This is a genomic window from Moorena sp. SIO4A5, from assembly GCF_010672005.1.
Taxonomy (GTDB): Bacteria; Cyanobacteriota; Cyanobacteriia; order Cyanobacteriales; family Coleofasciculaceae; genus Moorena.
In genome coordinates this window covers 1-22,016 of the sequence record NZ_JAAHHZ010000086.1, presented here as the reverse complement: position 1 = coordinate 22,016, position 22,016 = coordinate 1, and the positions used below count along the sequence as shown (strand labels likewise).

Annotated in this window: 19 protein-coding genes; 8 read left to right on the top strand and 11 right to left on the bottom strand. The window is 44.8% G+C overall.

Features of this window, described 5'->3' with window-relative positions:
• Positions 1 to 87: 87 nt before the first annotated feature.
• Both F6K57_RS23290 and F6K57_RS23285 read left to right on the top strand, forming a co-directional pair.
• On the top strand, positions 88 to 684 hold the full coding sequence (locus F6K57_RS23290; RefSeq protein ID WP_070393421.1) for an ATP-dependent Clp protease proteolytic subunit: 597 nt from the start codon (positions 88 to 90) through the stop codon (positions 682 to 684).
• Positions 685 to 929: 245 nt separating this feature from the next.
• Entirely contained in the window at positions 930 to 1,553 is a 624-nt protein-coding gene (locus F6K57_RS23285) for a DnaJ domain-containing protein (protein ID WP_293037153.1), read from the top strand.
• Between the two features lie 6 nt (positions 1,554 to 1,559).
• On the opposite strand, the gene F6K57_RS23280 is transcribed toward F6K57_RS23285, so the two are convergent.
• Positions 1,560 to 1,769, bottom strand: coding sequence for a hypothetical protein (locus F6K57_RS23280; RefSeq protein ID WP_293018964.1), 210 nt, complete (start codon positions 1,767 to 1,769; stop codon positions 1,560 to 1,562).
• 237 nt (positions 1,770 to 2,006) lie between these two features.
• On the opposite strand from F6K57_RS23280, the gene F6K57_RS23275 reads away from it, so the two are divergent.
• Positions 2,007 to 3,248, top strand: a complete 1,242-nt coding sequence (locus F6K57_RS23275; RefSeq protein WP_293070916.1) for a caspase family protein — start codon at positions 2,007 to 2,009, stop codon at positions 3,246 to 3,248.
• 173 nt (positions 3,249 to 3,421) lie between these two features.
• The gene (locus F6K57_RS23270; RefSeq protein ID WP_293070914.1) at positions 3,422 to 7,360 is read left to right on the top strand and encodes a TIR domain-containing protein; all 3,939 of its coding nucleotides are present in this window, start codon (positions 3,422 to 3,424) and stop codon (positions 7,358 to 7,360) included.
• Positions 7,361 to 7,517: 157 nt separating this feature from the next.
• On the opposite strand, the gene F6K57_RS23265 is transcribed toward F6K57_RS23270, so the two are convergent.
• The 8 genes from F6K57_RS23265 to F6K57_RS23230 all read right to left on the bottom strand — a co-directional run bounded on the left by F6K57_RS23265 (position 7,518) and on the right by F6K57_RS23230 (position 13,216).
• Complete coding sequence (locus tag F6K57_RS23265; RefSeq protein WP_293070912.1) at positions 7,518 to 9,197, bottom strand: iron uptake porin; 1,680 nt, start codon at positions 9,195 to 9,197, stop codon at positions 7,518 to 7,520.
• 205 nt (positions 9,198 to 9,402) lie between these two features.
• Positions 9,403 to 10,869, bottom strand: coding sequence for a hypothetical protein (locus F6K57_RS23260; RefSeq protein ID WP_293070910.1), 1,467 nt, complete (start codon positions 10,867 to 10,869; stop codon positions 9,403 to 9,405).
• A 707-nt stretch (positions 10,870 to 11,576) separates the two neighbouring features.
• Entirely contained in the window at positions 11,577 to 11,729 is a 153-nt protein-coding gene (locus F6K57_RS23255) for a hypothetical protein (protein ID WP_293070908.1), read from the bottom strand.
• Positions 11,730 to 11,731: 2 nt separating this feature from the next.
• The gene (locus F6K57_RS23250) at positions 11,732 to 12,136 is read right to left on the bottom strand and encodes a T3SS effector HopA1 family protein (protein WP_293070906.1); all 405 of its coding nucleotides are present in this window, start codon (positions 12,134 to 12,136) and stop codon (positions 11,732 to 11,734) included.
• Between the two features lie 48 nt (positions 12,137 to 12,184).
• Positions 12,185 to 12,424: a hypothetical protein gene (locus tag F6K57_RS23245; protein WP_293070905.1), complete on the bottom strand. Its 240-nt coding sequence runs from the start codon at positions 12,422 to 12,424 to the stop codon at positions 12,185 to 12,187.
• A gap of 391 nt (positions 12,425 to 12,815) precedes the next feature.
• Positions 12,816 to 12,992: a hypothetical protein gene (locus F6K57_RS23240; RefSeq protein WP_293070903.1), complete on the bottom strand. Its 177-nt coding sequence runs from the start codon at positions 12,990 to 12,992 to the stop codon at positions 12,816 to 12,818.
• On the bottom strand, positions 12,964 to 13,086 hold the full coding sequence (locus F6K57_RS23235) for a hypothetical protein (RefSeq protein ID WP_293018978.1): 123 nt from the start codon (positions 13,084 to 13,086) through the stop codon (positions 12,964 to 12,966). Before F6K57_RS23235 ends, F6K57_RS23240 begins: the two co-directional genes overlap by 29 nt.
• Positions 13,079 to 13,216, bottom strand: a complete 138-nt coding sequence (locus F6K57_RS23230) for a hypothetical protein (protein WP_293070901.1) — start codon at positions 13,214 to 13,216, stop codon at positions 13,079 to 13,081. Before F6K57_RS23230 ends, F6K57_RS23235 begins: the two co-directional genes overlap by 8 nt.
• On the opposite strand from F6K57_RS23230, the gene F6K57_RS23225 reads away from it, so the two are divergent.
• A complete protein-coding gene (locus F6K57_RS23225) occupies positions 13,201 to 13,479 on the top strand; it encodes a hypothetical protein (RefSeq protein ID WP_293070899.1) in 279 nt (92 codons plus the stop codon). The two genes, F6K57_RS23230 and F6K57_RS23225, sit on opposite strands and share 16 nt — an antisense overlap.
• Here the strand turns inward: F6K57_RS23225 and F6K57_RS23220 are convergent.
• The gene (locus F6K57_RS23220; protein WP_364303878.1) at positions 13,442 to 15,079 is read right to left on the bottom strand and encodes an acetolactate synthase large subunit; all 1,638 of its coding nucleotides are present in this window, start codon (positions 15,077 to 15,079) and stop codon (positions 13,442 to 13,444) included. The genes F6K57_RS23225 and F6K57_RS23220 overlap by 38 nt on opposite strands.
• A gap of 770 nt (positions 15,080 to 15,849) precedes the next feature.
• A complete protein-coding gene (locus F6K57_RS23215; protein WP_293018981.1) occupies positions 15,850 to 17,217 on the bottom strand; it encodes an NAD-dependent succinate-semialdehyde dehydrogenase in 1,368 nt (455 codons plus the stop codon).
• A 490-nt stretch (positions 17,218 to 17,707) separates the two neighbouring features.
• Between F6K57_RS23215 and F6K57_RS23210 the strand changes: the two genes are divergently transcribed.
• The 3 genes from F6K57_RS23210 to F6K57_RS23200 all read left to right on the top strand — a co-directional run bounded on the left by F6K57_RS23210 (position 17,708) and on the right by F6K57_RS23200 (position 21,304).
• A complete protein-coding gene (locus F6K57_RS23210; protein WP_293018982.1) occupies positions 17,708 to 19,315 on the top strand; it encodes an adenylate/guanylate cyclase domain-containing protein in 1,608 nt (535 codons plus the stop codon).
• 254 nt (positions 19,316 to 19,569) lie between these two features.
• On the top strand, positions 19,570 to 19,878 hold the full coding sequence (locus F6K57_RS23205) for a hypothetical protein (protein WP_293018983.1): 309 nt from the start codon (positions 19,570 to 19,572) through the stop codon (positions 19,876 to 19,878).
• A 154-nt stretch (positions 19,879 to 20,032) separates the two neighbouring features.
• On the top strand, positions 20,033 to 21,304 hold the full coding sequence (locus F6K57_RS23200) for a serine/threonine-protein kinase (RefSeq protein WP_293018984.1): 1,272 nt from the start codon (positions 20,033 to 20,035) through the stop codon (positions 21,302 to 21,304).
• The last annotated feature ends 712 nt before the right edge of the window (positions 21,305 to 22,016 follow it).

Below are 22,016 nucleotides of genomic sequence, written 5' to 3'. Positions count from 1 at the left end.
GCTACCCACAGGCTAGAAGCCTGTGCCACGCAAGCTACTTGAGGTGCTATCAGCTTCCCATAATCTATTAATAACTCGGAGCAAATTATGCCAATTGGTGTGCCCAAAGTTCCCTACCAGATGCCAGGAAGTCAGTATACTGAATGGATTGACATCTACAACCGTCTCTACCGGGAACGGATTATTTTTCTAGGCAAAGAGGTTGATGACGAAATTACCAACCAGATCATTGCGGTGATGCTATATCTCGACTCTGAAGATAATAGCAAAGATATCATACTCTACATAAACTCTCCTGGTGGTTCAGTCACCGCAGGCATGGCTATTTATGACACCATGCAGCATATCAAATCCGATGTAGTAACCGTTTGTGTTGGTCTAGCTGCTTCCATGGGGTCTTTCCTGCTAGCTGCAGGTAAAAAAGGAAAACGAATAGCTTTGCCTCACTCCAGGATTATGATTCACCAACCCTCTGGGGGAACCCGTGGACAAGCTACGGATATTGAGATTGAAGCTAGGGAAATTTTGCGGATCCGCCATCAACTCAATGAAATCTACGCCCAAAATACTGGTCAAGCCCTAGAGAAAATCGAAAAAGACATGGATCGGGACTTTTTCATGTCAGCCGATGAAGCCAAGGAGTATGGCTTGATTGACCAAGTTATTGACCAGAGAGCACCCTAGAGTGTTGGTCTGGTAAATTTGATCAGTACTTAAGCCGCCAAGCCGGTTATTAACGGTAATTACACTTTGATTTATAACCAGAAACCCCGTTGTAACCGTCTTGGTGCGTAATCGCTGTTTGATGATCTGGTGATCAAGTATTATAAAGGGAAAAGTAGTGACATTATTCAGCAGGGTACTCTATATATAGGAAACAGAGAAACAGGTAAGTCTGTCTAAACGCTTATTGATTGCTTATCCCATTGATGAATCTGGCTGATTGCTATCGCTTATTGGGTGTCGGTCCAGGAGCGAAGCAGGTTGAAGTAAAGGAGTCTTATCGGCGTCTGGCACGTCGGTATCATCCTGATATTAACCCTGGAGACAAGCTTGCCCAAGAAAAGTTTATTCGGTTTACGGAGGCTTATAAGCTTCTCCTCAGTGTTATCAAAGAGTCTGACCGTGAACCAGTATTAACCTCCGCCACTAGCTTTGGTAATCAGAGTAATCAGCCTGAGGACTCACATCCCCCAACTTCAACTTGGGTAACACCTAAGCCACCATCCGTTGAATTCAATCAACCCCTATCAGCAGTTGAACAACAGCTGAAGTGGGATTCCTATCATCAACTCCAGCAATTGCTTCGAGAGCGACGGTTGATGAGAGCGATCGCATTAGTCGAAGCCTTGGCCCAAAGAATGCCCCAAGACCCAGAAGTGCGCCAGTGGCAAGCGATCGCTTATCAAAGTTGGGCAAGACACTTGCTTAAACAGCACAAGCTCGATAAAGCTAGAAATTATCTCAGAAAAGCCCTCAAGACTGACCCCTACAATAAGTCTCTGTGTGCTCAGATAGAACAGGATTTTCTTGTGATCGAACAGATGATATAGCAATTCTTATTTGGGTGAGGTACTTTCCTCCTGGGTTTTAGGGAGCAGGGAGCAGGGAGCAGGGAGTAGGGAAGAGGGAAGAGGTAAAAAATTCTGTATGAGAAACGCTATATAGGGTTGGTATTGGTCAAGATGTAGTGGTTTGGCTACGCTCTGGTACTGGTGTTGCGATCGCAACTGCGCTAAATACACGCACGCTACTTGAGGTGCGCACACTACACGAACGAGGTTTATTTTAAGCTGACCGCTGACCGCTGACCGCTGTTCGCGTAGCGTGCGCGTAGCGCATATGCTTACCTACGAAATTCAGCAACGCCATTCCGGATTCACGGGAAATTACCAGGGAATTAACAAAGGGTTTGGAACATAAGCGTTAAACCTTTAAAACTTTGAAACGTTCAACACTTCCAACTCATCACCTGTCCCTATCAAAATTGTCCCATCGTACCTGCAATGGATAACGCTCATGCATTAGTTGTTGGCATCGCCAACTATCAAAACATCAACCAACTCCCAAACACTATCCTCCAAGATGCTCAGAACATTTACAACCTGCTGATTGACCCGGAATACTGTAGCTATTCACCTGAGAGGGTGCAATTACTGCTAGATACTAAAGCAACTAAGGCAGCACTCAGTGAGGCATTAGCAAATCTAGCCCAACAGAGTAACAAAGACTCTACCGTTTTGATTTATATTTCCAGTCATGGGGGACAGATTAAAGAAGGTGCTTACCAAGGAGAGTACCTGTTACCAGTAGACACAAACCTGACATCCGGCGGATCATTATTAGCTCAAACTGCCATTTCTGGCGATCAGTTTACCGAGGCTCTACGGGCGATTCCAGCTCGTAAATTAGTCGTTGTTTTTGACTGCTGTCATGCTGGCGGCATTGGTCAACCCAAAGATGTGGATGGGTCTACCCTTAAAGAGGGCTTACCAGAAAAGTATTATGACTCCCTTACCCAGGGACGAGGTCGGGTTATCCTCGCTTCTTCTCGCAGCAGTGAAAAATCCTATGTTTTACGGGATGCTGAAAATAGTCTGTTTACCCAACACTTGCTGGCTGGGTTGCAAGGGGGTGCGATCGGTTCAGGGGGAGTTATCCGTATCCTTGACCTTTTTAATTACTTACAGCCCAGAGTTACCAGTGATCAGGCCAATCAGCATCCTATTCTCAAAGCTGAGATTGAGGACAACTTCCCCATCGCCCGTTACCTGGGAGGAAAGGCGGAAACGCCAATGCCTCTAACTTTGCCTAGTGATGATTACGAGTACGATCTCTTTATCAGCTATCAAGCCAGGGGAGAGGATAAGCATTGGGTTCGTCAGGCGTTGCTGCCTTACTTGGAGTCACAGGGGCTAAAGGTTTATCTTGATATTCGCTTTCGATTGGGCGTACCTATAATTACCAGCATGGAACGTGCTATTGAGCGAAGTCGCTATACTGTTTTGGTACTTTCCCCAGCTTACTTACAGAGTAGTTATGGTCAGTTTGAGAACGTGGCGAGTCAACATTGGGGACTAGAAGAAAGTCAGTATCATTTAATACCGATTCTACGGGTCGAATGCACGCCACGACTGGGACTGCGCATGCTCCCCTTGCTGGACATGACTGATGAGGATGAGTTTGAGACTAACATAAAACGCTTGCTTTACCAACTGTGGCAGCCCCCATCGAGGAGAAATGGTTGATGGAAAAATCTAAAAAGTACCCTCAAGGATACTGTCAAAGCCTGAAATAGCCACCACAATATAGTTGTCATTTAATCTAGATATCTCTTTAGAGATTTCAGTGTTTATTATAGGTTTAATACTTCAGGGTTGTATCTGCATCAAACCAGAATTTCCTATAGGTAAGGATTAGAATGCAGGCTAAAGAATACGACCTCTTTATCTCCTATGTAGATGCTGATCGGGCTTGGGTAGAAGGCTATTTACTAGATGCCTTGAACCAGACTAATGTACGCTATCTGGTAGAAACTGCCTTTACTCTTGGTGTGTCTTGGATAGCAGAATTTGAGCGTGCTATTGAGCAAAGCGATCTCACGTTACTGGTACTCTCTCATGCCTATCTAGCCAATGATACTAACCGATTCATTGATTTGCTAGCTCAGTCCTATGGACGAGACAAAGGGATTTGGCCAGTTATCCCTCTGATCAGGGATGAAACTCTGGAATTGCCACCTAGCCTCAGTGCTCTTGTACCACTAGAAGCAATCAATGAGGATGAGTGGGAAAAGGCAATTGAACGCTTGTGTCAGCATCTACAACGTTCAGTGCCTGACGCTCCATCTAAACCGGAATGCCCTTATCCTGGCATGAGACCCTTTAGTGAGGAAAAAAGCGATCGCTTTTTTGGGCGTGATCAGGAAATCAAGCAACTCCTACAGCACTTGCGTCATCATAATTTTGTGAGTGTAATTGGTCCGTCAGGTAGTGGAAAATCTTCCTTAGTGTTTGCAGGTCTAATTCCGGCTTTAGAGCGAAGTGGACTTTTTGAGGATGGAAAGTGGTTAATTCGCACAATCCGTCCTGGTGAGGAACCTTTGACGGCTTTAAAAAAAGCATTAGAAAGTGACCTAGCTAATCCCACCTTAGCAGTTACTACAGCTTTAGCCACTGAAGACAATGCTCGACGATTACTTTTAGTGGTAGACCAGTTTGAGGAAGTATTTACGCAAGCTGAGCAAGAAGCAGTACCTTTTCAAGAGGTTTTACTGGGTCTACTGGAAATTCCTGACTGCTATGTAATTTTGACCGTCAGAGCAGACTTTTATCCTGAACTAATGGAGTCTATGCTATGGGACCAGATTCAAATATCTCGGCTGGAGATTGTTCCTCTCAATGCTGAGGGATTGCGTGAAGCCATTACCAAACCAGCCGAAAAAGTCAAAGTTTTTATAGAGTCAGTGCTAGTAGAGCGTTTGGTGGCAGATGCTGCTGAGGAACCAGGAGTTTTGCCTATAGTGCAAGAAGCAATGGTGTGGTTATGGGAGAAACTAGAGCGGCGATTTTTACCCTTTAGAGCCTATGACACCCTAGTACTGACCAGCACAAGCTATGAAAAGATAGATGGTAGCAACCGTAAAGGATTGCAGGCTGTAATCGCTAATCATGCTGATTCTACTGTTATCAAACTGTCCAAAGAAGAACAACAGATAGCTTGGCGTATCTTCCTACGCTTGATTCAGTTTGGTGAAGGACGTGCTGATACTCGTCGCCAGCAGTCAGTTGAGCAGTTAAAAGCCCTTGATGACAATCCAGAACTGTTTGACAAAACACTAAATTACTTAGCTGAAAATCGCTTGTTAACCCTCAATGCCGGAAAAGACGGTTCTAGTATTAACGTTGATATTGCCCACGAGGCTCTGATCGAGGGTTGGCCAGCTTTGCAATGGCGGCTTGAAAAACGACGGGAGGCGGAACAGACTCGTAGAAGACTAATGCGCCAAGTTCAAGATTGGGTAAACCTGGGGAAAGGCAAAGGAGGTTTATTAGATGAGACTGAATTAGCTGAGGCGGGGCGCTGGTTGAGTAGTCCTGATGCTGATGAGTTGGGCTATGATGAAACCTTACTGGAATTGGTTGAAGCTAGCGATCAACAGATTCAAGCAGCGAAAAAGCGGAAGAAGAGGACTCTAGCTACTGTCATAGCCACAGCAGGTTTAGCAATAATTGCAGCATTTGGTTTTGTGTTTCAACAAAATCAGACTCTACAAAACCAAATCTACTTTCTAACTACATCGTCTGAAGCTCATCTTTTAGATGATGCTCAACTAGAAGCTTTGGTAGAGAGTATCAAGGCTGGCAGAAAGCTAAAACAGCCAACTTTTTGGATGCCGAACAGTATCCGCATTCGGACTGCCGCAACTTTACAACAAGCTGTGTATCAAACTCACGAAATCAACCGATTGGAAGATCACAGAGAAAGGGTTAATAGCGTCAATATTTGTTCTAACGGTCAGATGCTGGCTTCTGGTAGTGATGACGGAACTATCCGACTCTGGAAACAAGATGGTAGTGGTAAAGTCAATGGTCTTCTAAAGGGACATCAAGATAGAGTGACTAGTGTTGCTTTTAGTCCTGACTGTAAGATACTAGCCTATACCAGTGCTGATGGAAAGGTGAATCTGTGGGATTTCGCCAAAGGAATTGTGATCAGAAAGCTGGAAGGTCACAAGGGTGGACCGAAAAAAGGCTGGGTGAATGGAGTGAGTTTCAGTCCTGATGGTAAGATTTTCGCTACTGTCAGTCGCGACCAGACTGTGAAACTTTGGAATACTGATAATGGAAATCTACTCAAAACCTTGGAAGGACACGTGGACTCTGTCAATGGAGTTAACTTCAGCCCCGACGGTAACACCTTAGCTTCTGCTGGTAACGATGGAACCGTAAAACTTTGGAACACAGACGGTACCTTAATTCAAGACCTTCCAACTGGACATAAAAATGGAGTTACCAATGTTATGTTTAGTCCCGACGGTCAGATCCTCGCTACTGCTAGCGCTGATAAAACAGTGAAGCTCTGGAATTTGAAAGACGGGCTAGTTGAAACTAAAGAAGAGGGGCACATTCTGAACGGCCATGACAAGGAGGTTACTAGCGTCTGTTTTAGTTCTGACAGTAAATTTATGGTGTCTGCCAGTCAGGACAGTACCTTAAAGCTTTGGCGCGTAGCCGATGGAAAATTACAAAAAACGTTGAGGGGTCATACTGGTAAAGTGTGGAGTATCAGTTGCCACCTGGATGAGCAGACCCAGACCCTAATGTTAATGTCTGCTGGAGAGGACAAAATTATCAGACTCTGGAGCATCCCTCCCCTTGAAACCTGCACCCAATGCCGACTCTACACGACCAGTTTTAGTCCTGACGGTCAAAAATTTGCGGCGGCAGGTTGGGATGGAATTGTTTGGGTTTGGAGCAGGGATAAAACCACTCCTAAATTGTTGTTCAAAACCCAGGAAAGCCATAAATCGTCAGTAAAGACAGTCAGCTTTAGTCCTAATGGTCAGATTCTTGCCTCTGGCAGTGATGACAAAACAATTCAATTGTGGGATTCTAATGATGGCAGCCTAACCAGAACTTTAAAAGGACACCAAGGTCTAGTTACCAGTATTAGCTTCCATCCCGATAGCAAGATTTTAGCTTCTGCCTCTGATAGTAAAGATCCAACCATAAAACTGTGGAACCTCACCGATGAAACTCTGCTCGAAACCCTAGAAGTAAATCAGGATGGAGTTAGTAGTGTCACATTTAGTCCCAATGGCAAAATCTTGGCATCTGGCAGTTATGACAACACAGTGAAGCTCTGGCGATTAGATGGAACTTTACTGGAAACATTGCCTGGGCATGGGTCGGCGATCGCAGCTCTGAGCTTTAGTCCCGATGGCAAAACTCTAGCCTCTGCCAGTTGGGATAATACTATTAAACTCTGGCGGGTCAAAGACCGTAGCCTTCTTGACACCCTGACGCTGAGGGGACATAAAGATGGAGTTACTAGTGTTACATTTAGTTCTGATGGTAAAACGTTAGTCTCTGGCAGTGCTGATCAGACCATTAGATTCTGGAATCCCAAAGATGGCACTTTGCTAAAAATCTTGCGAGGAGAAACTAACCGAGTCGAAAGCGTTAGCTTTAGTCCTAATGGCAAACTAATGATAAGTGCCAGTGAGGAAGAAGGTCTATTGCTCTGGAATTTAGACTTAGAGGATTTGTTGAAACGGGGTTGCGATCGCATCCGAGATTATCTCAAAACCAACCCAAATGTTAGTGAGAGTGATCGGCAAATTTGCCAAAACTTCTAAGAGGTTGTCTGAGAAGTCCCATTTGCTACATCCAAGCCCCCGTTGGTCCCCCAATTTTGGGGGACTTTTAGAAGCAAATTGACTCTTCCCCCAAAGTTGGGGGGATAGGGGGGCAAAATTCAGTATCAAAAAACTTTTCAGATATCCTCTAAACACCCTAAAAGCTGAACCCTGTTCGGATTGAGCCAACAAAAATGTTATTATTTTCCGAGATATGCCCAGGGTCAGTGACGATAAAAAAGCCTGGTGTAATCGATACCCGATTACTAACTCGGAAGCGGTAAAAAGCCTCGTAGTGCATGCTAGACCCTTCATCTGCTCGCACAATATTAAGTCCAGCCCTGAGTCGGGGTGGTTGACCTACCATCACGGCTAGCAAATCACCTTTTCTGCCAAAGGGGTCAGAGATACCCAAAGAGAATAGGTATGTGGTTGAAAGAACTAGGGCATCTGATGGTAGGGAATCAGTGAGAGTCACCCCTCCCCAAGCTCCTAAGGTAATTTTACGGGTTACTCGCCATGCCAGAGTCCCATTGACGGCATGAATGGTGGCGGGTTCGTTGAATCCTCCCGAAATATCAGCATTGTTGCTGCCGGTAAAGGTATCGAGACGACCATTTCTAGCAAAGGCATTCACATAGGCAATGCCAGTCCTGAGGTTATTAGCTGGCTTGGCTAAAAGCTGCACGCCCAAAGCCCGATGATCTGCTGAAAACAAACCCTCATCGCTACTATTGCCATTGCGAACCCCATAAGCAACCTGTAGACGTGCCCGATTACTCAGCAATAAGTCTAAGCCAGCACCAGCATTTAAGCTACCAATTTTGAAGATGGGACTAACTCCAGCAAAGCGAGAGAGAGCCCCATGGCTTGCACTCTGGTAGGGAGAGTTGGGGTTTAGCACACTGTTGAGGCTAAAGCCCACAGGTTTAAATGTGAAAACCAAGCCATCGCTAACAGCAAACCGATATTCTAAAGAACTCAGTTCAAACTGATTATTTGTATCGGCTTGGTAAGATAGTAGCGCCATGTTGGTGTTAAGGGCTTGGGGGTTAGCGAAACCGCGATCGTCAAAATTCCCTGCCACGAATCCCACCCGCAGCTTCTCCCGCTTCGGATCTATAAATGACGAACTAAGCTGAAGCACCGTCAGGTGGGACAGAACCGTCTCGGTTTCTCCGCGACCGGGAGGTTCACCCCCTGTAGCAGTTGACACTCCCAAAATTACTTGTCCTCCTAGTTTGACTTTGGGGGAAAACTGCTTGTCCTCTAAGGTTTTTGTCCTAACCTCCAGACTTTCAATCTGACGGCGAGTCTCAGCAAGTTTAGCGGGAAACTGAGTACACAGTTTTTCTACAGTGGCCAAATCTTCTTGACTTAGTTTTTTTTCAGACCCAGACTCAATTAACTGATAAATGGCATCCAGCACAGAATTCAGTACAACAGCAAATTCGTAGGGGGTAAGGGGGCGATCTCCCTGGAATGTGCCGTCGGGATACTCAAGAATCAGACCATATCGTTTCACCAGAGACTGTAGTGCCTGAAAGCTCCAATCCGTTGGCTGTATATCCCTTAGTTGCCAAACTGGGGTTATCTGAGCCATAGGGTTATCCAAGAAATTAGCTTCAGTAACCTCAGCTTCTGCTTGTTCAGAAGTATTTGCTAACACCGGAGCAAGGTCAGCTAGAGTATCAACAGAGACAACCGACCTAGTAACTTTTTCTAGGAATGTACCTGAGTTAGGGCTAACTCCCTCTGTCGAACGAGTTGCCATTGCTGGTGAAGCGAGAAAAAATGCCGAAGCTCCAGATAGTAGTAAGCAATTTTTTGTGTTCAAAATTTACACCTACGGTTGTTGATTGAGTAGTAGATGCCCTAATTCCTTAAATTCTTCAGTTATAGGACTTACGCATTTGCCCCCTAAATCCCCCGAGCGAGCAATCCCTCGCTCGGGGGACTTTGACATCATTACCCCCCAAAATTGGGGGGCTAGGGGGGCGAAATCAACTTAACCGCGTAAGTCCTGAGTTGCTAACAATTCCTTAGCGGTCAGGAGCAATGCCGTCAGTCAAGGTACCCTGGAACGGCACATTCACCGGGGGTTCATCACCGTTCACGCCAAAAATTTCAATGCGGGTGGCGGTACCATCTGGATTAATCACAGTGCCTGAGGCATTATTCCCACTCAGACCAGCATCGTTGGAGATCCCACCATTGCCATTAATTGTGATGGTGGGGTCATCATCAAAATCCACAGTCATGGGAGTTACGTTACCCTGCCCATCTGTGAAGGTTGCCGTATTTTCACCTGTCCTGACAAAAATGCCATCGGTAACGACTGGATTAATAATGTCAGAGGAAGTTTGCCCTGTTAGACCATCATTGTCCGAAGGTAAATCGTACTCCTCATCAAAGAAGGTGTCCCTGTCTCTCAAGGCATCTTTCAGAAATTCGGTTTTAGACTGTTGCCTTCTCAGGGCAGCCAAGGTTTCGACTCGAACTTTATTGAGTGTGATTTGAACCCCTTCCGGTTCTTGAGCCACTATGTCTTCTTGTCCAGGTGCTAAACCAGATGCTAGTGGCACAGCATGGTAAAATGCCTGCAAGTTGAATTCACGAACCTGTCCTACCTCACCATTAGTAACAGCAACAGTTTGACCCCCAAGCAAGGAAACGGGATTTTGTCCATCTGAATCAGAAACCGTAATGTCGCCATCCGTCAGGGCAAACACACTAGTTGTGCCGTTAGTAGAATTATGAACTACAATCACCGCACTACTTTTTTCCGGTGGAACTAGCAAATCAGGAGTGGGCAAAGCTGGTTTCACCTGGTTTGTATTAGCTTGACCCAGAACTACAGACCCGGAGTCAGCTAAACTTGCAATTGGTGGAATATAACCTGCCATATCACTAATAACATGATGCATGGCAGCGATCAGAATCGGCTTTCTTGTTGCTAAGGGTAAGTCTGGTGTGAATGATGCAGATGCTACGGGAGTTTTAGTTGCAATATTAATACGACTGTCTGGAGTTTCAATCTGAGTGCCTACGCTGTTTTGGGGGGCCATGACTAGAGCCATTCCTTCCTTAAGAAAGAAGATTGTTTCGGTCATGATGGCAGCTTCGTTTACCGTGGCACTGACGTAGCCTTGACAACCTCTATGCTGATAATTTTCAAGGTCAAATCTACGCAATCCAGACTTAAATAGGAACTCCGAACTTTGATTGACCCTGGCTATAGAGCCTTCATTGAACAGGAGTTCTGCTAAAGAGTTGCTAGCTGTTTTCAGAATATTCTCATACTTTAGTCGGACTCCAAGTCTGCTATCTTCGTAGGATTGTCCTCGGTCAAAGCTCACCTCCACTGTCCGTTGCTGCCGACACACTTCAGCTTCGGTCAGCTGACCTTGGCTCCCCCGGGATTGAGCCACTATTGGAGCTATGCACACTAAGCTCAAGAAACTGCCAGCTAATAAACTTTGACCTAATGACCAAATTCTTCGTGCCATTTCTGCTTTTCTCCAAAATTGCTACTTAAGGTAGATGCACATTAGGTTTGTTTGATTAAACACATCCCGTTCGTTTAGGGTGTACTACAGATAATATAGGATATTTCTATTTCTAAGATTTTCCCTAAGACCTATCTTGTCATTAGATAGTTTTGTAAGAGAGTTACGAGTAGCAGCCAAAAATTGAACGAGTTCAACTCTTCACCCGTACCATCAAGAAGTGCTAACAAGCTGGAGTTGGTGATCTATGTTACCCTGACCTGATTATACTGAGTACTTCCCCACTAAGCTTATTCCTATCCGCAATGTTTATAAACTTTTTATTTCTATAATTAGTGTTATATCAGTTGTAATTGTGTGACTATAGGGTTTACAAATGAGATGTAAATTTAGGAGGTCGTTTATTATTGTCCAATAAAACTCTGGATTTCTTTTCCCTCTTGCTTTTTCCCTCTTACCTTTTGCCAATTCCTGCCAGAAATGGTTGACAACCCATATATAAAACAGGCTTCTATGTGGCACAGGCTCAGGCTTCTATGTGGCACAGGCTTCTAGCCTGTGACCTAACGAATGCTTACCTCTTGTCTTGATGCAGCGCGGTCTTGGGGGAAACCCCCAAGACCGTAATGGTGCGTTTGAGCCGTAATTAAATTCGCCACGGGTCGCACCTCTGCATGGCTTATTCAAAAGCACCTCAAGTAGCACCATTAGTAGCGCGTAGCGCTATATAGCAATCCTAAATCAATTGAGAGAATGTTTGTTCCCTGTTCCCTACTCCCTGCTCCCTGTTCCCTGTTCCCTTTGCTATAGCTGTTCGCGTAGCGTGCGCGTAGCGCATAAGCTGATAGCTTACAAACCATCTTTAATAAATATCCTTAGAGTTAGCATTCAAGTAAGGGCGCTTCATATCAATTCCAAGCAAAGAAAAGTTGTGGAGGATAAAATTCATCCGACCTTCTGCAGAGTCGTGACCTTGTAGCCAAGCTTCTAGTAACGCATTAGCAACAATTTGGCAGCGATTCATGCCTAAATCTTCTTTAGGCGTAAATTTATAATCCGGTTCTTCTGATAGAGCCAGTCCTGGTAACAGCTGCTTGGTAAACAAAGGCACCACTTCATCTGGAAGTTCCAGGGGTTTGTACTTTGGATGAGTAATATAGAAATTAGATTGAATCTGAACATTGTTAAGAATATCATAAAAAACATCAAACAATCCAGGTATAGAAGAATCCAGTCGTTGATTTCGTAAAGCATCCAGTAATTGCATAATCAAAACCTTAGGACTTAGGCAGGAATACGGCTAGGACAAGTGAGTTCAGAGAATTATGAATACGTTGAAAATGTTAACGTTTTGATTAACGATTGCAGTACCACCGTTTTTAGCGATCGCGATTCGTTCTAAATCCACCTCATTACTAATGAGAAAAGGCTGGCCTGCGCCGACAAAGTCTTTGGGAATAATGCGAGGGTGTCTGTTGTCTTCGCCTCCTTCAATCTTGTCGACCTGATATTCTGACACATCTGTCATGAAGTCCAAATCTTTGATGGAATCCATAAAGCTTTCCGAAGTTGAAAACAGAGCAGAACCAGCAGGACGCTAATTATAAATTTCCATCTCATCCATATTGAGTACTCTCCCTTTTCAAAAGGTTTAATTTGGTTGGGTAAAATTAGCTCTAGAGAATCAATCCAGTAATGACCATTATGGATAGGCATTAAACATCAGGGCAATCATATATATATCGCCCAAAGTTTAGTTATTCCTTCCGCAGCCAGTAAAGCAGTTTTTCGTCCCAGTTAGGAATAGTTTTTTTCCTAAACCCTAGAGGTTTGGCGAAGGATAAAGTAGACTTTGCAAATCCAGAGTAAAATCCTTCACCTATTCTTCCTGGATCAACTCTCTAGTGCCAAATTTATTGATGCAATGATTGGTTGTTGAAACCAACCTAGTTGTATTTAATAAGATAACTATATAAATTCCTGCTGTCTCGCCATTGTGGCCCAAAGGTTTGTTTAAGGTTAACAAGTTTAAGGTTAACAAGTTGAAGGTTAATAGGTTGAAGGTTAATAGGTTGAAGGTTAATAGGTTGAAGGTTAACAAGTTGTTCGCGTAGCGTGGCCAAAGGCCAAGGTTAACAGGTTGAAGGTTAATAGGTTGAAGGTTAACCGGTTGTTAGCCCTTGGCATCCCTTGTAGGGTAGGTTGAAAGTTATTCACTGTTGAGGGAACAGGGAACAGGGAACAGGGAACAGGGAACAGGGAACAGAGGGTTCACAACTGGAAGATTAGAACCTCCAACCTGCAACCTTAAACCTTCAACAACCTCCAACCTTGGCCAAAAGGCCACGCTACGCGAACAACCTTCAATCTTCAACCTCCAACCTTCAACCTCCAACCTTCAACCTTCAACCTCCAACCTCCAACAACCTTCAACCTTCAACAACCTCCAACCTTCAACCTTCAACAACCTTCAACCTCCAACCTCCAACCTCCAACCTCCAACCTTCAACCTTCAACCTTCAACCTTCAACAACCTTCCACCTCCAACCTCCAACCTCCAATCCAAATAGCGTTAAATCTTGCAAGTTAAATCACCAGTCTTTTGGCTAAAGCGTAGGTTTTCGCCATAGTCCACCGGACAATCAATCACTGCAGGCACATCTTGAGCTAATGCTTCTTCTAGGATAGGAATCAACTCATCCACTGAATTGACACGATAGCCTTTTAGTCCCATACTTTCAGCAAATTTGACAAAATCTGGATTGCCAAAATTCACGAAAGCCGACTCACCAAAGTGATTTTGTTGCTTCCAATCAATCAAGCCATAGCCACCATCATTGAAAATCAGTGTCACAAAGGCAGTCCCTACTCTGAGTGCTGTTTCAAGTTCCTGGCAATTCATCATAAAGCCCCCATCACCAGTGACTGCCACGATATTCCGATCCGGATAAACCAGCTTAGCCGCTAGTGCTCCTGGCAAAGCAATCCCCATCGCTGCGAAACCATTAGAAATGATACAGGTATTGGGACAATCACAATGATACTGACGAGCCATCCACATCTTGTGAGCTCCTACATCAGAGATCACAATATCTTCTGGTTCCATGACTTGGCGTAGGTCATAGATCAGTTTTTGGGGCTTGATAGGAAAGCCTTCATCATTAGCATACTGTTCGTAGTCCTCTCGGATTTCCGACCGAAGTTCAGCAGCGGATGGTATCGGTTTACCTTCCCGGTCTCCCTGCTTCATAATTTCCTTAAGAGAGTCAGAAATATCCCCTACTACCTCCACTAAAGGAATGTAGCTTTTATCAATTTCTGCTGGACTGGCACCGATATGAATAATAGGAATCTTGCCCTCTGGATTCCACTTTTTGGGAGAATATTCAATCAAATCATATCCCACCGCAATCACCAAATCCGATTGCTCAAAAGCACAGGTGATGTGGTCCCGTTGTTGTAATCCAAGGGTCCACAAGGCCAGGGGATGAGTGTAAGGAATACACCCTTTACCCATGAAGCTATTGACCACTGGAATATTCATCCGGGTGGCAAATTCGGTTAAGGCTTCAGCAGCACCAGCACGAATTGTGCCATTACCCGCCAAGATTAGGGGATTTTTCGCCTTAGAAATTGCCACAGCTGCCTTACCCAAACTACGGAAAGACGCAAAGGTTTTTTCCCGACCATCTTTGCCTAGGGATTGGCTATTGACTGGCATAGCCGCAATGTTTTCTGGCAAATCTATGTGTACCGCTCCTGGTTTTTCGGTCTGAGCGAGTTTAAACGCTTTACGGACAATTTCTGCTGTCGTATCAGGGCGAACAATTTGCCGGTTCCACTTAGTCACTGGAGCAAACATTGCCACCAAATCCAAGTACTGGTGGGACTCAATATGCATCCGGTCCGTTCCCACCTGACCAGTGATGGCCACTAGGGGTGCTCCATCCAAATTGGCATCAGCAACCCCAGTCATTAAGTTAGTTGCCCCTGGACCGAGGGTAGACAGGCAAACTCCAGCCTTTCCTGTCAGCCGTCCGTAAACGTCTGCCATAAAGGCTGCTCCCTGTTCATGACGAGTGGTAATAAATTGAATTGAAGAATGTCTGAGAGCTTCTAGAACATGGAGATTTTCTTCTCCAGGTAGTCCAAAAACGTACTCGACTCCTTCGTTTTCTAAGCAATGTACCAATAGTTCAGCGGTATTCATGTCACCCATATCTAATCATCCCTGGTATATAGGTTTTTGGTATCAAAATAATCTTTGATTGTAAAAAATAATTTTTAGATTTATTTTGAGATTCCTTTTTAGCTTTTTCTATTAGCTTTCGTCCATATTTGTTATTAGTTCATGACAAAAGATTTAGCATTTGATATCCGGTGTATGCCAATTTATCAGAAGTTAAGTGGGGTTGGGGCAATGTTAAAGTAGCTTTTGATAAGCTTTTGATAACCATGAAAGAAGCAGAGTACTGAGTTGTATGGCAATTCTGGCTTCTATCTGGGTAACTTTAATAAAAGTTAACAGTAAAAAGTTGATATAAAAAAGTTAAAAATGTTACCTAAAAACTTTTTATTTTCCCCTTCACCAGCACCACAGGGATAGAGACGGATACACAGATAGCTTCACCAACAAGGTAAATTTTAAGAATAGTGCTGAGTCCTGATTCCTGATTCCTGAGTCGGAGAATCCGTCAGTAGTAACTGTCACTGTTCAGGATTTAAATAGAATTGCTATAGGCTAATGGTTGTAAGCATTCAGCAGTCAGCCGTCAGCTGTCAGCTTATTTTATTCAAAAGTACCTCAACTAGTGTGGCACAGGCTTCGACGCTGGGACTTGACCCATAAGCACGGCTGATAGCACCTCAAGTAGCACCTCAAGTAGCGCATAGGCTGATAGCTGATAGCTGATAGCACCTCAAGCAGCGTGCGCATAGCGCATATGCTTACTAATGGTTTTAGCCTAATACCTAGAATTTTTACTTCACCCAAACAGTTTTGATGTTTACGAACTCATGTATCCCTTGAATGCTTAGTTCTCGCCCATACCCAGAACGTTTGATCCCACCGAAGGGTAAACGGGGGTCGGATTTGACTAAGCCATTGATAAAAACTGCTCCAGCTTCAAGTTCATCAATCAGCCTGGGGATTTGCTCCTCATTGGTTGTCCAGGCACTGGCTCCTAATCCAAATACTGTGGAATTGGCAAGCTTAATAGCAGCATCAATATCCGGAACTCTAAACAATAGGGCAACAGGGCCAAAAAATTCTTCGTTATCAGCTGGAGTGCCTGGTGGGAAGTCAGTTAGAATTGTGGGGGGGTAGAAGTTACCAGCGCGATCGCTTAAAGGATGGCCACCGATAAGAACCTTTGCCCCTTGTTCAATGCAGGCTTGTACCTGTTGGTCTAAGTCTCTAAGAATACCAGGGGTTGCCAACGGACCAATATCGGTATCTTCCGCCATGGGATCTCCCACTTTCAGGGCTTGGAATTTGTGCAGTAGACGTTGCTGAAATTCATCGGCTACTGCGTCCACCACAATAAACCGTTTCGCTGCAATACACGATTGACCGTTATTGAGCATCCTAGCAGTCACACCCGTAGTAGCTGCTGCTTCTAAATCGGCACTTTCTAGGACAATAAACGGGTCACTTCCCCCTAGTTCCAGGACAGTTTTCTTGATTTGTGTCCCAGCCGCAGCCGCTAAAGCAGCTCCTGCTAGCTCACTACCAGTTAGGGTGGCAGCTTTGACCCGTGGATCCTGAATTACTGGCTCTACTTGGTCAGCACCAATCAGTAAGGTCTGAAACACCCCTTCCGGAAATCCTGCTTCAGCAAAGATTTGCTCAATGGCTAAGGCGCATTGAGGCACATTAGAGGCATGTTTGAGCAACCCCACATTTCCCGCCATCAATGCTGGAGCAGCAAAACGGAAGACTTGCCAAAATGGAAAATTCCAGGGCATGACTGCTAGAATTACTCCTAGAGGTTGGTAGCGCACAAAGCTTTGGGTGGCATCGGTAGAGGCTGGGACATCTGCGAGGAATTCAGCTGCGTGTTCAGCGTAGTACCGACAAACCAAAGCACATTTTTGCGCTTCTGCGATCGCACTTTTGAGGGGTTTTCCCATCTCCGTGGTCATCAGCTCGCCGAATTTGACTCGATCCCGCTCTACAATCTCCGCCGCTGCGTTTAGCCACTCTGCTCTTTGCTCCATTGATGTTTGGCAGTATTGCTCAAACGCCTCTTGGGCAATTGCTAGCTTGGTCGCAATGGACGACGGACTCTCTGGCTCAAAGGTTTTGATGGTTTCCCCGGTTGCTGGGTTAACTGTAGCGATCCCCATGGCTTCCTCCTCCCCCCAATGGGGATAGTACTTCCAATTCTTTGATTATAACTAAGTATTTACACTATGACTTATTTTTGCCAAAATGGCTTAATAGTTTGATATACTTTTAAAAAGCCTCAACCCATTGCCGAGGTAAACTACCAGTCAAGCAAGTGTTCACCTAATCTCAAGTTTTATCCTACTACCACAAAATTTATCTCACCAGTTTTTAAAACAGTTATCAACCCAATTCTATGGATTAGGGATTAGAGCTTAGGGGTTAGGGATTACAGCTTAGGGGTTAGGGATTACAGCTTAGGGTAATGGTGTCAGGTATTAGGTATTAGTTAAAACAGGGGCATTTGATTACCTCCTTGCTAAAAAAGGCGCGCTTCATAGGCTTATCATAATACCCTTAGCCATTAAACCTAGATCCTAGAACCTTAAATTAGTAGTTTTATAATTTAGATTATACTCTGATATAGAAACTAATGACGAGAGCTAGATTGTGCCGTATTTAATTGCTAAATCAGAGCCGAATAACCAAGAAAGTTATAAATTGAGCAGTGGAGCCAATACCATAGGACGGGAAATAAATAATAGTATTACCGTAATTCATAAAAGTCTTTCCCGTCATCATGCTCAGGTCACACTCACGAATGATCGGGTTATCCTAAAAGACTTAGGTAGCCTAAATCACACGTTTGTTAATGACGCCAAAATTGACCAGTGTGAGCTCAAAGACGGAGACTTAATACGTCTGGGCAGTGTAATCTTTGAATTTGTGAGTGATGATGGCAGAATCACCCCAAATATCTTGAAGGATAATGATTCCAACTTTTCGATTGTCAGCAGGTTATCCCCAGAACAAACCCGTGTCGAAATTCAGGAATTACTGCACCATGACAGTTTAACTTATAAAGGCTCAGCCCTGAAGCTGCGAGAGCAAGATACAGGTCAACGCTCAGTAGACAAGTTAAAAATCTTATTGGAGGTGAGTAAGCAACTTTCCTCTCCCGATGAGCCTGATCACTTGTTGAGAAAAATTCTTGACCTGCTGTTCGAGATTATGAATGTAGACCGGGCAATCATCCTCATGGTTAATCAAGACACGGGAATGCTAGAGGAAAAAGCTGTCAACTCCCGAACAGGCATACCCACCCATGAGCGATTTTATAGCAAACGAATCACCAATTTCGTACACCAGAAGGGGGATGGGGTTTTAATTGCTGATGCTGCCATTGACCAACGATTCAGTAATTCCCAGTCAGTGCTCCAGCAAGAAATCCATGCCTCCATGTGCGTACCCCTAAAACCGAGAGAGGAAGTGATTGGGGTATTGTATGCGGACAATCTCTCTAGAGCCAATATTTACTCTCAAGAAGACTTGGAGTTTTTGACGGCTCTGGCTAACCAAGCTGCGATCGCAATTGACAATGCTCAACTTTACCAGAAGATGCAGGAAGAAGCAGTAATGCGGAGTAAATTTGAGCTTTTCTTTCCAGAAGCTGTGAGTAAAAAGCTCAAGGAAGAAGGCCACTTGGAAATTATAGATACCGAAGTAACCGCTCTGTTTGCCGACATCAGTAAATTTACCCAAATGTCCTCTCGGATGAAGCCACGCCAAGTGATTGAGATGCTCAATGAGTACTTCCAGGTGATGGTAGAGGATATTGTGTTTAAATACGAAGGCACTTTAGAAAAATATATTGGCGATGCCTTACTGGCTGTGTGGGGAGCCCCCTATTGCCAACCGGACGATGCTGACCGAGCCGTTCAAGCTGCGATCGCAATGCAACGGGCAGTTATTCACCTGAATCAGGATTGGTTCCAGCGGCGCAATTTAGAGATTGAAATCCACATTGGACTCAATACTGGCAAAGTCGCAGCAGGTAATATCGGTTCACAGAAGCTGATTCAATACGCTACTATCGGTGACACTACCAATGTTACTAGCCGCATCTGTAGTGCTGCTCAGGAGGGAGAGATTCTAATTTCCCAAAGCACCTTCGACAAGCTGAGGGATAAAACTCTACCGTTGGAAAAAATGTCCCCGGTTAAGGTTAAAGGTAAAGACCAGCCCCTCCAACTGTACCGCCTAGGGTGGGATACTTAATTCCAGGGAAGCTATAAAAGTTAAAGGTTGAATGTTGTTCGCGTAGCGTGGCCTTTTGGCCAAGGTTGAATGTTGAAGGTTGAAGGTTAGAGGTTACAGGTTGAAGGTTAGAGGTTACAGGTTGAAGGTTACAGGTTAGAGGTTACAGGTTACAGGTTGAAGGTTAGAGGTTACAGGTTACAGGTTACAGGTTACAGGTGATCAGGTTAGAGGTTACAGCTTAGAGGTTAGAGGTTAGAGGTTAGAGGTTACAGGTGATTAAACCTTCAACCAAACAACCTTCAACCTTGGCCAAAAGGCCACGGGTGCGCGTTCAACCTGCAACCAAACCACCTTGGCCAAAAGGCCACGGGTGCGCGTTCAACCTTCAACCTTCAACCTTCAACCAAACAACCTTCAACCTTCAACCAAACCACCTTCAACCTTCAACCAAACCACCTTCAACCTTCAACCAAACCACCTTCAACCAAACCACCTTCAACCAAACCACCTTCAACCAAACCACCTTCAACCAAACCACCAAACCACCATCTGGTCAAGTTGGAAACCCAAAATCCAAATAGCCCTTTAAAATATCATGTGTATAACTTGTTGTGTCATGGTTGGTGCATAAATTGGCACGGCTCAGCCGATAAGTAAATATAGATACCTAGCCAAAATTGACTGTTGCTAGAACTCTACTGATTCGATGCCTAAGTCCTGTACCAGCTAATTCAGATGAGTCTGTGCATTAATCCCAACTGCTCAAATCCCCGCAACCCTGACAGTAAACTATTCTGTCAGAGTTGTAATTCTGAGTTGTTGCTGGAAGGGCGCTATCGAGTGATCAGTCAACTGGGAAGTGGCGGTTTTGGCAAAACCTATGAAATTGTTGATCCTCAAGGCAACCCTAGAGTCCTGAAAGTTCTAATTAAGAATAGTCCCAAGTATATTGAACTATTCCAAAGAGAAGCCGAAGTTCTCGCCCGACTAGAGAATAGTGGCATTCCCAAAGTAGAACCTGATGCCTACTTCACAGTCCACCCCAGAGACAGGGACGAGCCAGTTCATTGTCTGGTGATGGAAAAGATTCAAGGATTGAATCTAAAGCAATACATCCAAAAGCGGGGTGCTCCCATTGACCAGAAAATTGCCATTCGGTGGCTGATCCAGCTAGCTGCCATCTTACAGGCAGTACACAGTCATAACTTTTTCCATCGGGATATCAAGCCCTCTAACATTATGCTCAGGACAGATGGACAACTGGTGTTAATTGACTTTGGCACTGCCCGGGAAATTACAGGTACCTTTGTGACCAAAAAAGCCACTGGTATGGTAACAGGGGTAGTTTCCGCAGGGTATACACCACTAGAGCAGCTTAACGGTCAGGCAGTCCCCCAATCAGACTTTTTTGCTTTGGGGCGCACCTTTGTTTATCTACTCACTGGTCAAGACCCGAGTAAATTTTATGAATCCTATAATGATGAGTTAAGCTGGCACGACAGTGTTCTGAATATTTTGCCACAACTGGCAGATTTCCTCGACTATCTGATGGCTCGTTTACCCAATCAGCGTCCCCAAACTGCTGAAGAAATTTATCAGCAGTTAGTAGATATTAACAATGCGTTGTATCCCACCAAGATACCTTTCCATACCAAAACTAGCCAAGCCTCCAAAGAAACAAAAAGCCATAAGTCAAGAATCAGTAATGGTTCTTCCCCAAGACGGCCAGCCAGTACAACTCAACCCTGGGTTAGTCCTACACCACTGCCAATTTCTTCTGCCCCTAATCGGAATAGTAATTTACTAGACCCCAATTTTGTAGCTCTTTGCCAACAGGAACTCGCTGAGTTAATTGGCCCGATGGCTACCATTGTCTGCCAGCGTACTCTTGTCCAGCATCCTAACTCTTCCGCCCAAGAATTTGTAAAAGCTTTATCTCAACAAATTCCCAATCAAAAATATGCCCAAGACTTTCAACGGCGTTTAATGTCATCGGGTCAGTTATAGCGCTACGCTTAGCGTCAGAAGTCAGAAGTCAGTGCGGCTTGTTCCTACTAGGAGCCTCTAGAAAATAGAGGGGTATGAGTAGGGGACTTCGCGAGGAACAAAAACCTCAAAAGTCTAACTGTCTAACGGATGCGGGTGAAAACCCCGCCCTTCAGGAGAGAAGTGACTCCTTATCTGGCCACACCGAGCAGGCGGCAACCTCGCAGAGTGAAGCTGGCAACAGGGCGCAATCAGGACTAAAACAGGTAGGTTCCCTGGCGCTAATAGGGAGGTGACACGGGTAAACAGATTCTAAAAAAGTGTCTCATGACAAAGCCACAGCCTGGGAAATGTGTGGACTTCATCCTCTGATTCTCGCAGCATATGGCTTGATAGCTGCAATCTCCGAGAAGAGGGTAGGCAAACTGAATCACCCTAAATCACCAAAACAATCCAAAAGACGGAACAAGTAAAAACGACAGCAAACGGTGCGACCCCGTAATTTAATTCTTCAAAAGGAAAGCGCACCGGCAGAGGTCTGGGGAACGGTCGAAACCCCGGTAAGTTATGCCAAATCTAATCCCTCCTGTCGGGTAGGATGTGACCGTGCGATTCGTTGACTAGAAACCTTGCCCATCAAGGGTTTAGGAGGATTAGTCGCAAGGAAGAAAGAACCTTGACAACTTGATAACCATGATGGTGAAAGACCATCCCTCGTGAAATCCGAGTGACA

Coding starts and splice junctions, on each gene's coding strand:
- F6K57_RS23290 (WP_070393421.1), top strand. CDS start 88: ATGCCAATTGGTGTGCCCAAAGTTCCCTACCAGATGCCAGGAAGTCAG.
- F6K57_RS23285 (WP_293037153.1), top strand. CDS start 930: ATGAATCTGGCTGATTGCTATCGCTTATTGGGTGTCGGTCCAGGAGCG.
- F6K57_RS23275 (WP_293070916.1), top strand. CDS start 2,007: ATGGATAACGCTCATGCATTAGTTGTTGGCATCGCCAACTATCAAAAC.
- F6K57_RS23270 (WP_293070914.1), top strand. CDS start 3,422: ATGCAGGCTAAAGAATACGACCTCTTTATCTCCTATGTAGATGCTGAT.
- F6K57_RS23260 (WP_293070910.1), bottom strand. CDS start 10,869: ATGGCACGAAGAATTTGGTCATTAGGTCAAAGTTTATTAGCTGGCAGT.
- F6K57_RS23255 (WP_293070908.1), bottom strand. CDS start 11,729: ATGGTTTGTAAGCTATCAGCTTATGCGCTACGCGCACGCTACGCGAAC.
- F6K57_RS23250 (WP_293070906.1), bottom strand. CDS start 12,136: ATGCAATTACTGGATGCTTTACGAAATCAACGACTGGATTCTTCTATA.
- F6K57_RS23245 (WP_293070905.1), bottom strand. CDS start 12,424: ATGGATTCCATCAAAGATTTGGACTTCATGACAGATGTGTCAGAATAT.
- F6K57_RS23220 (WP_364303878.1), bottom strand. CDS start 15,079: ATGAATACCGCTGAACTATTGGTACATTGCTTAGAAAACGAAGGAGTC.
- F6K57_RS23215 (WP_293018981.1), bottom strand. CDS start 17,217: ATGGGGATCGCTACAGTTAACCCAGCAACCGGGGAAACCATCAAAACC.
- F6K57_RS23200 (WP_293018984.1), top strand. CDS start 20,033: ATGAGTCTGTGCATTAATCCCAACTGCTCAAATCCCCGCAACCCTGAC.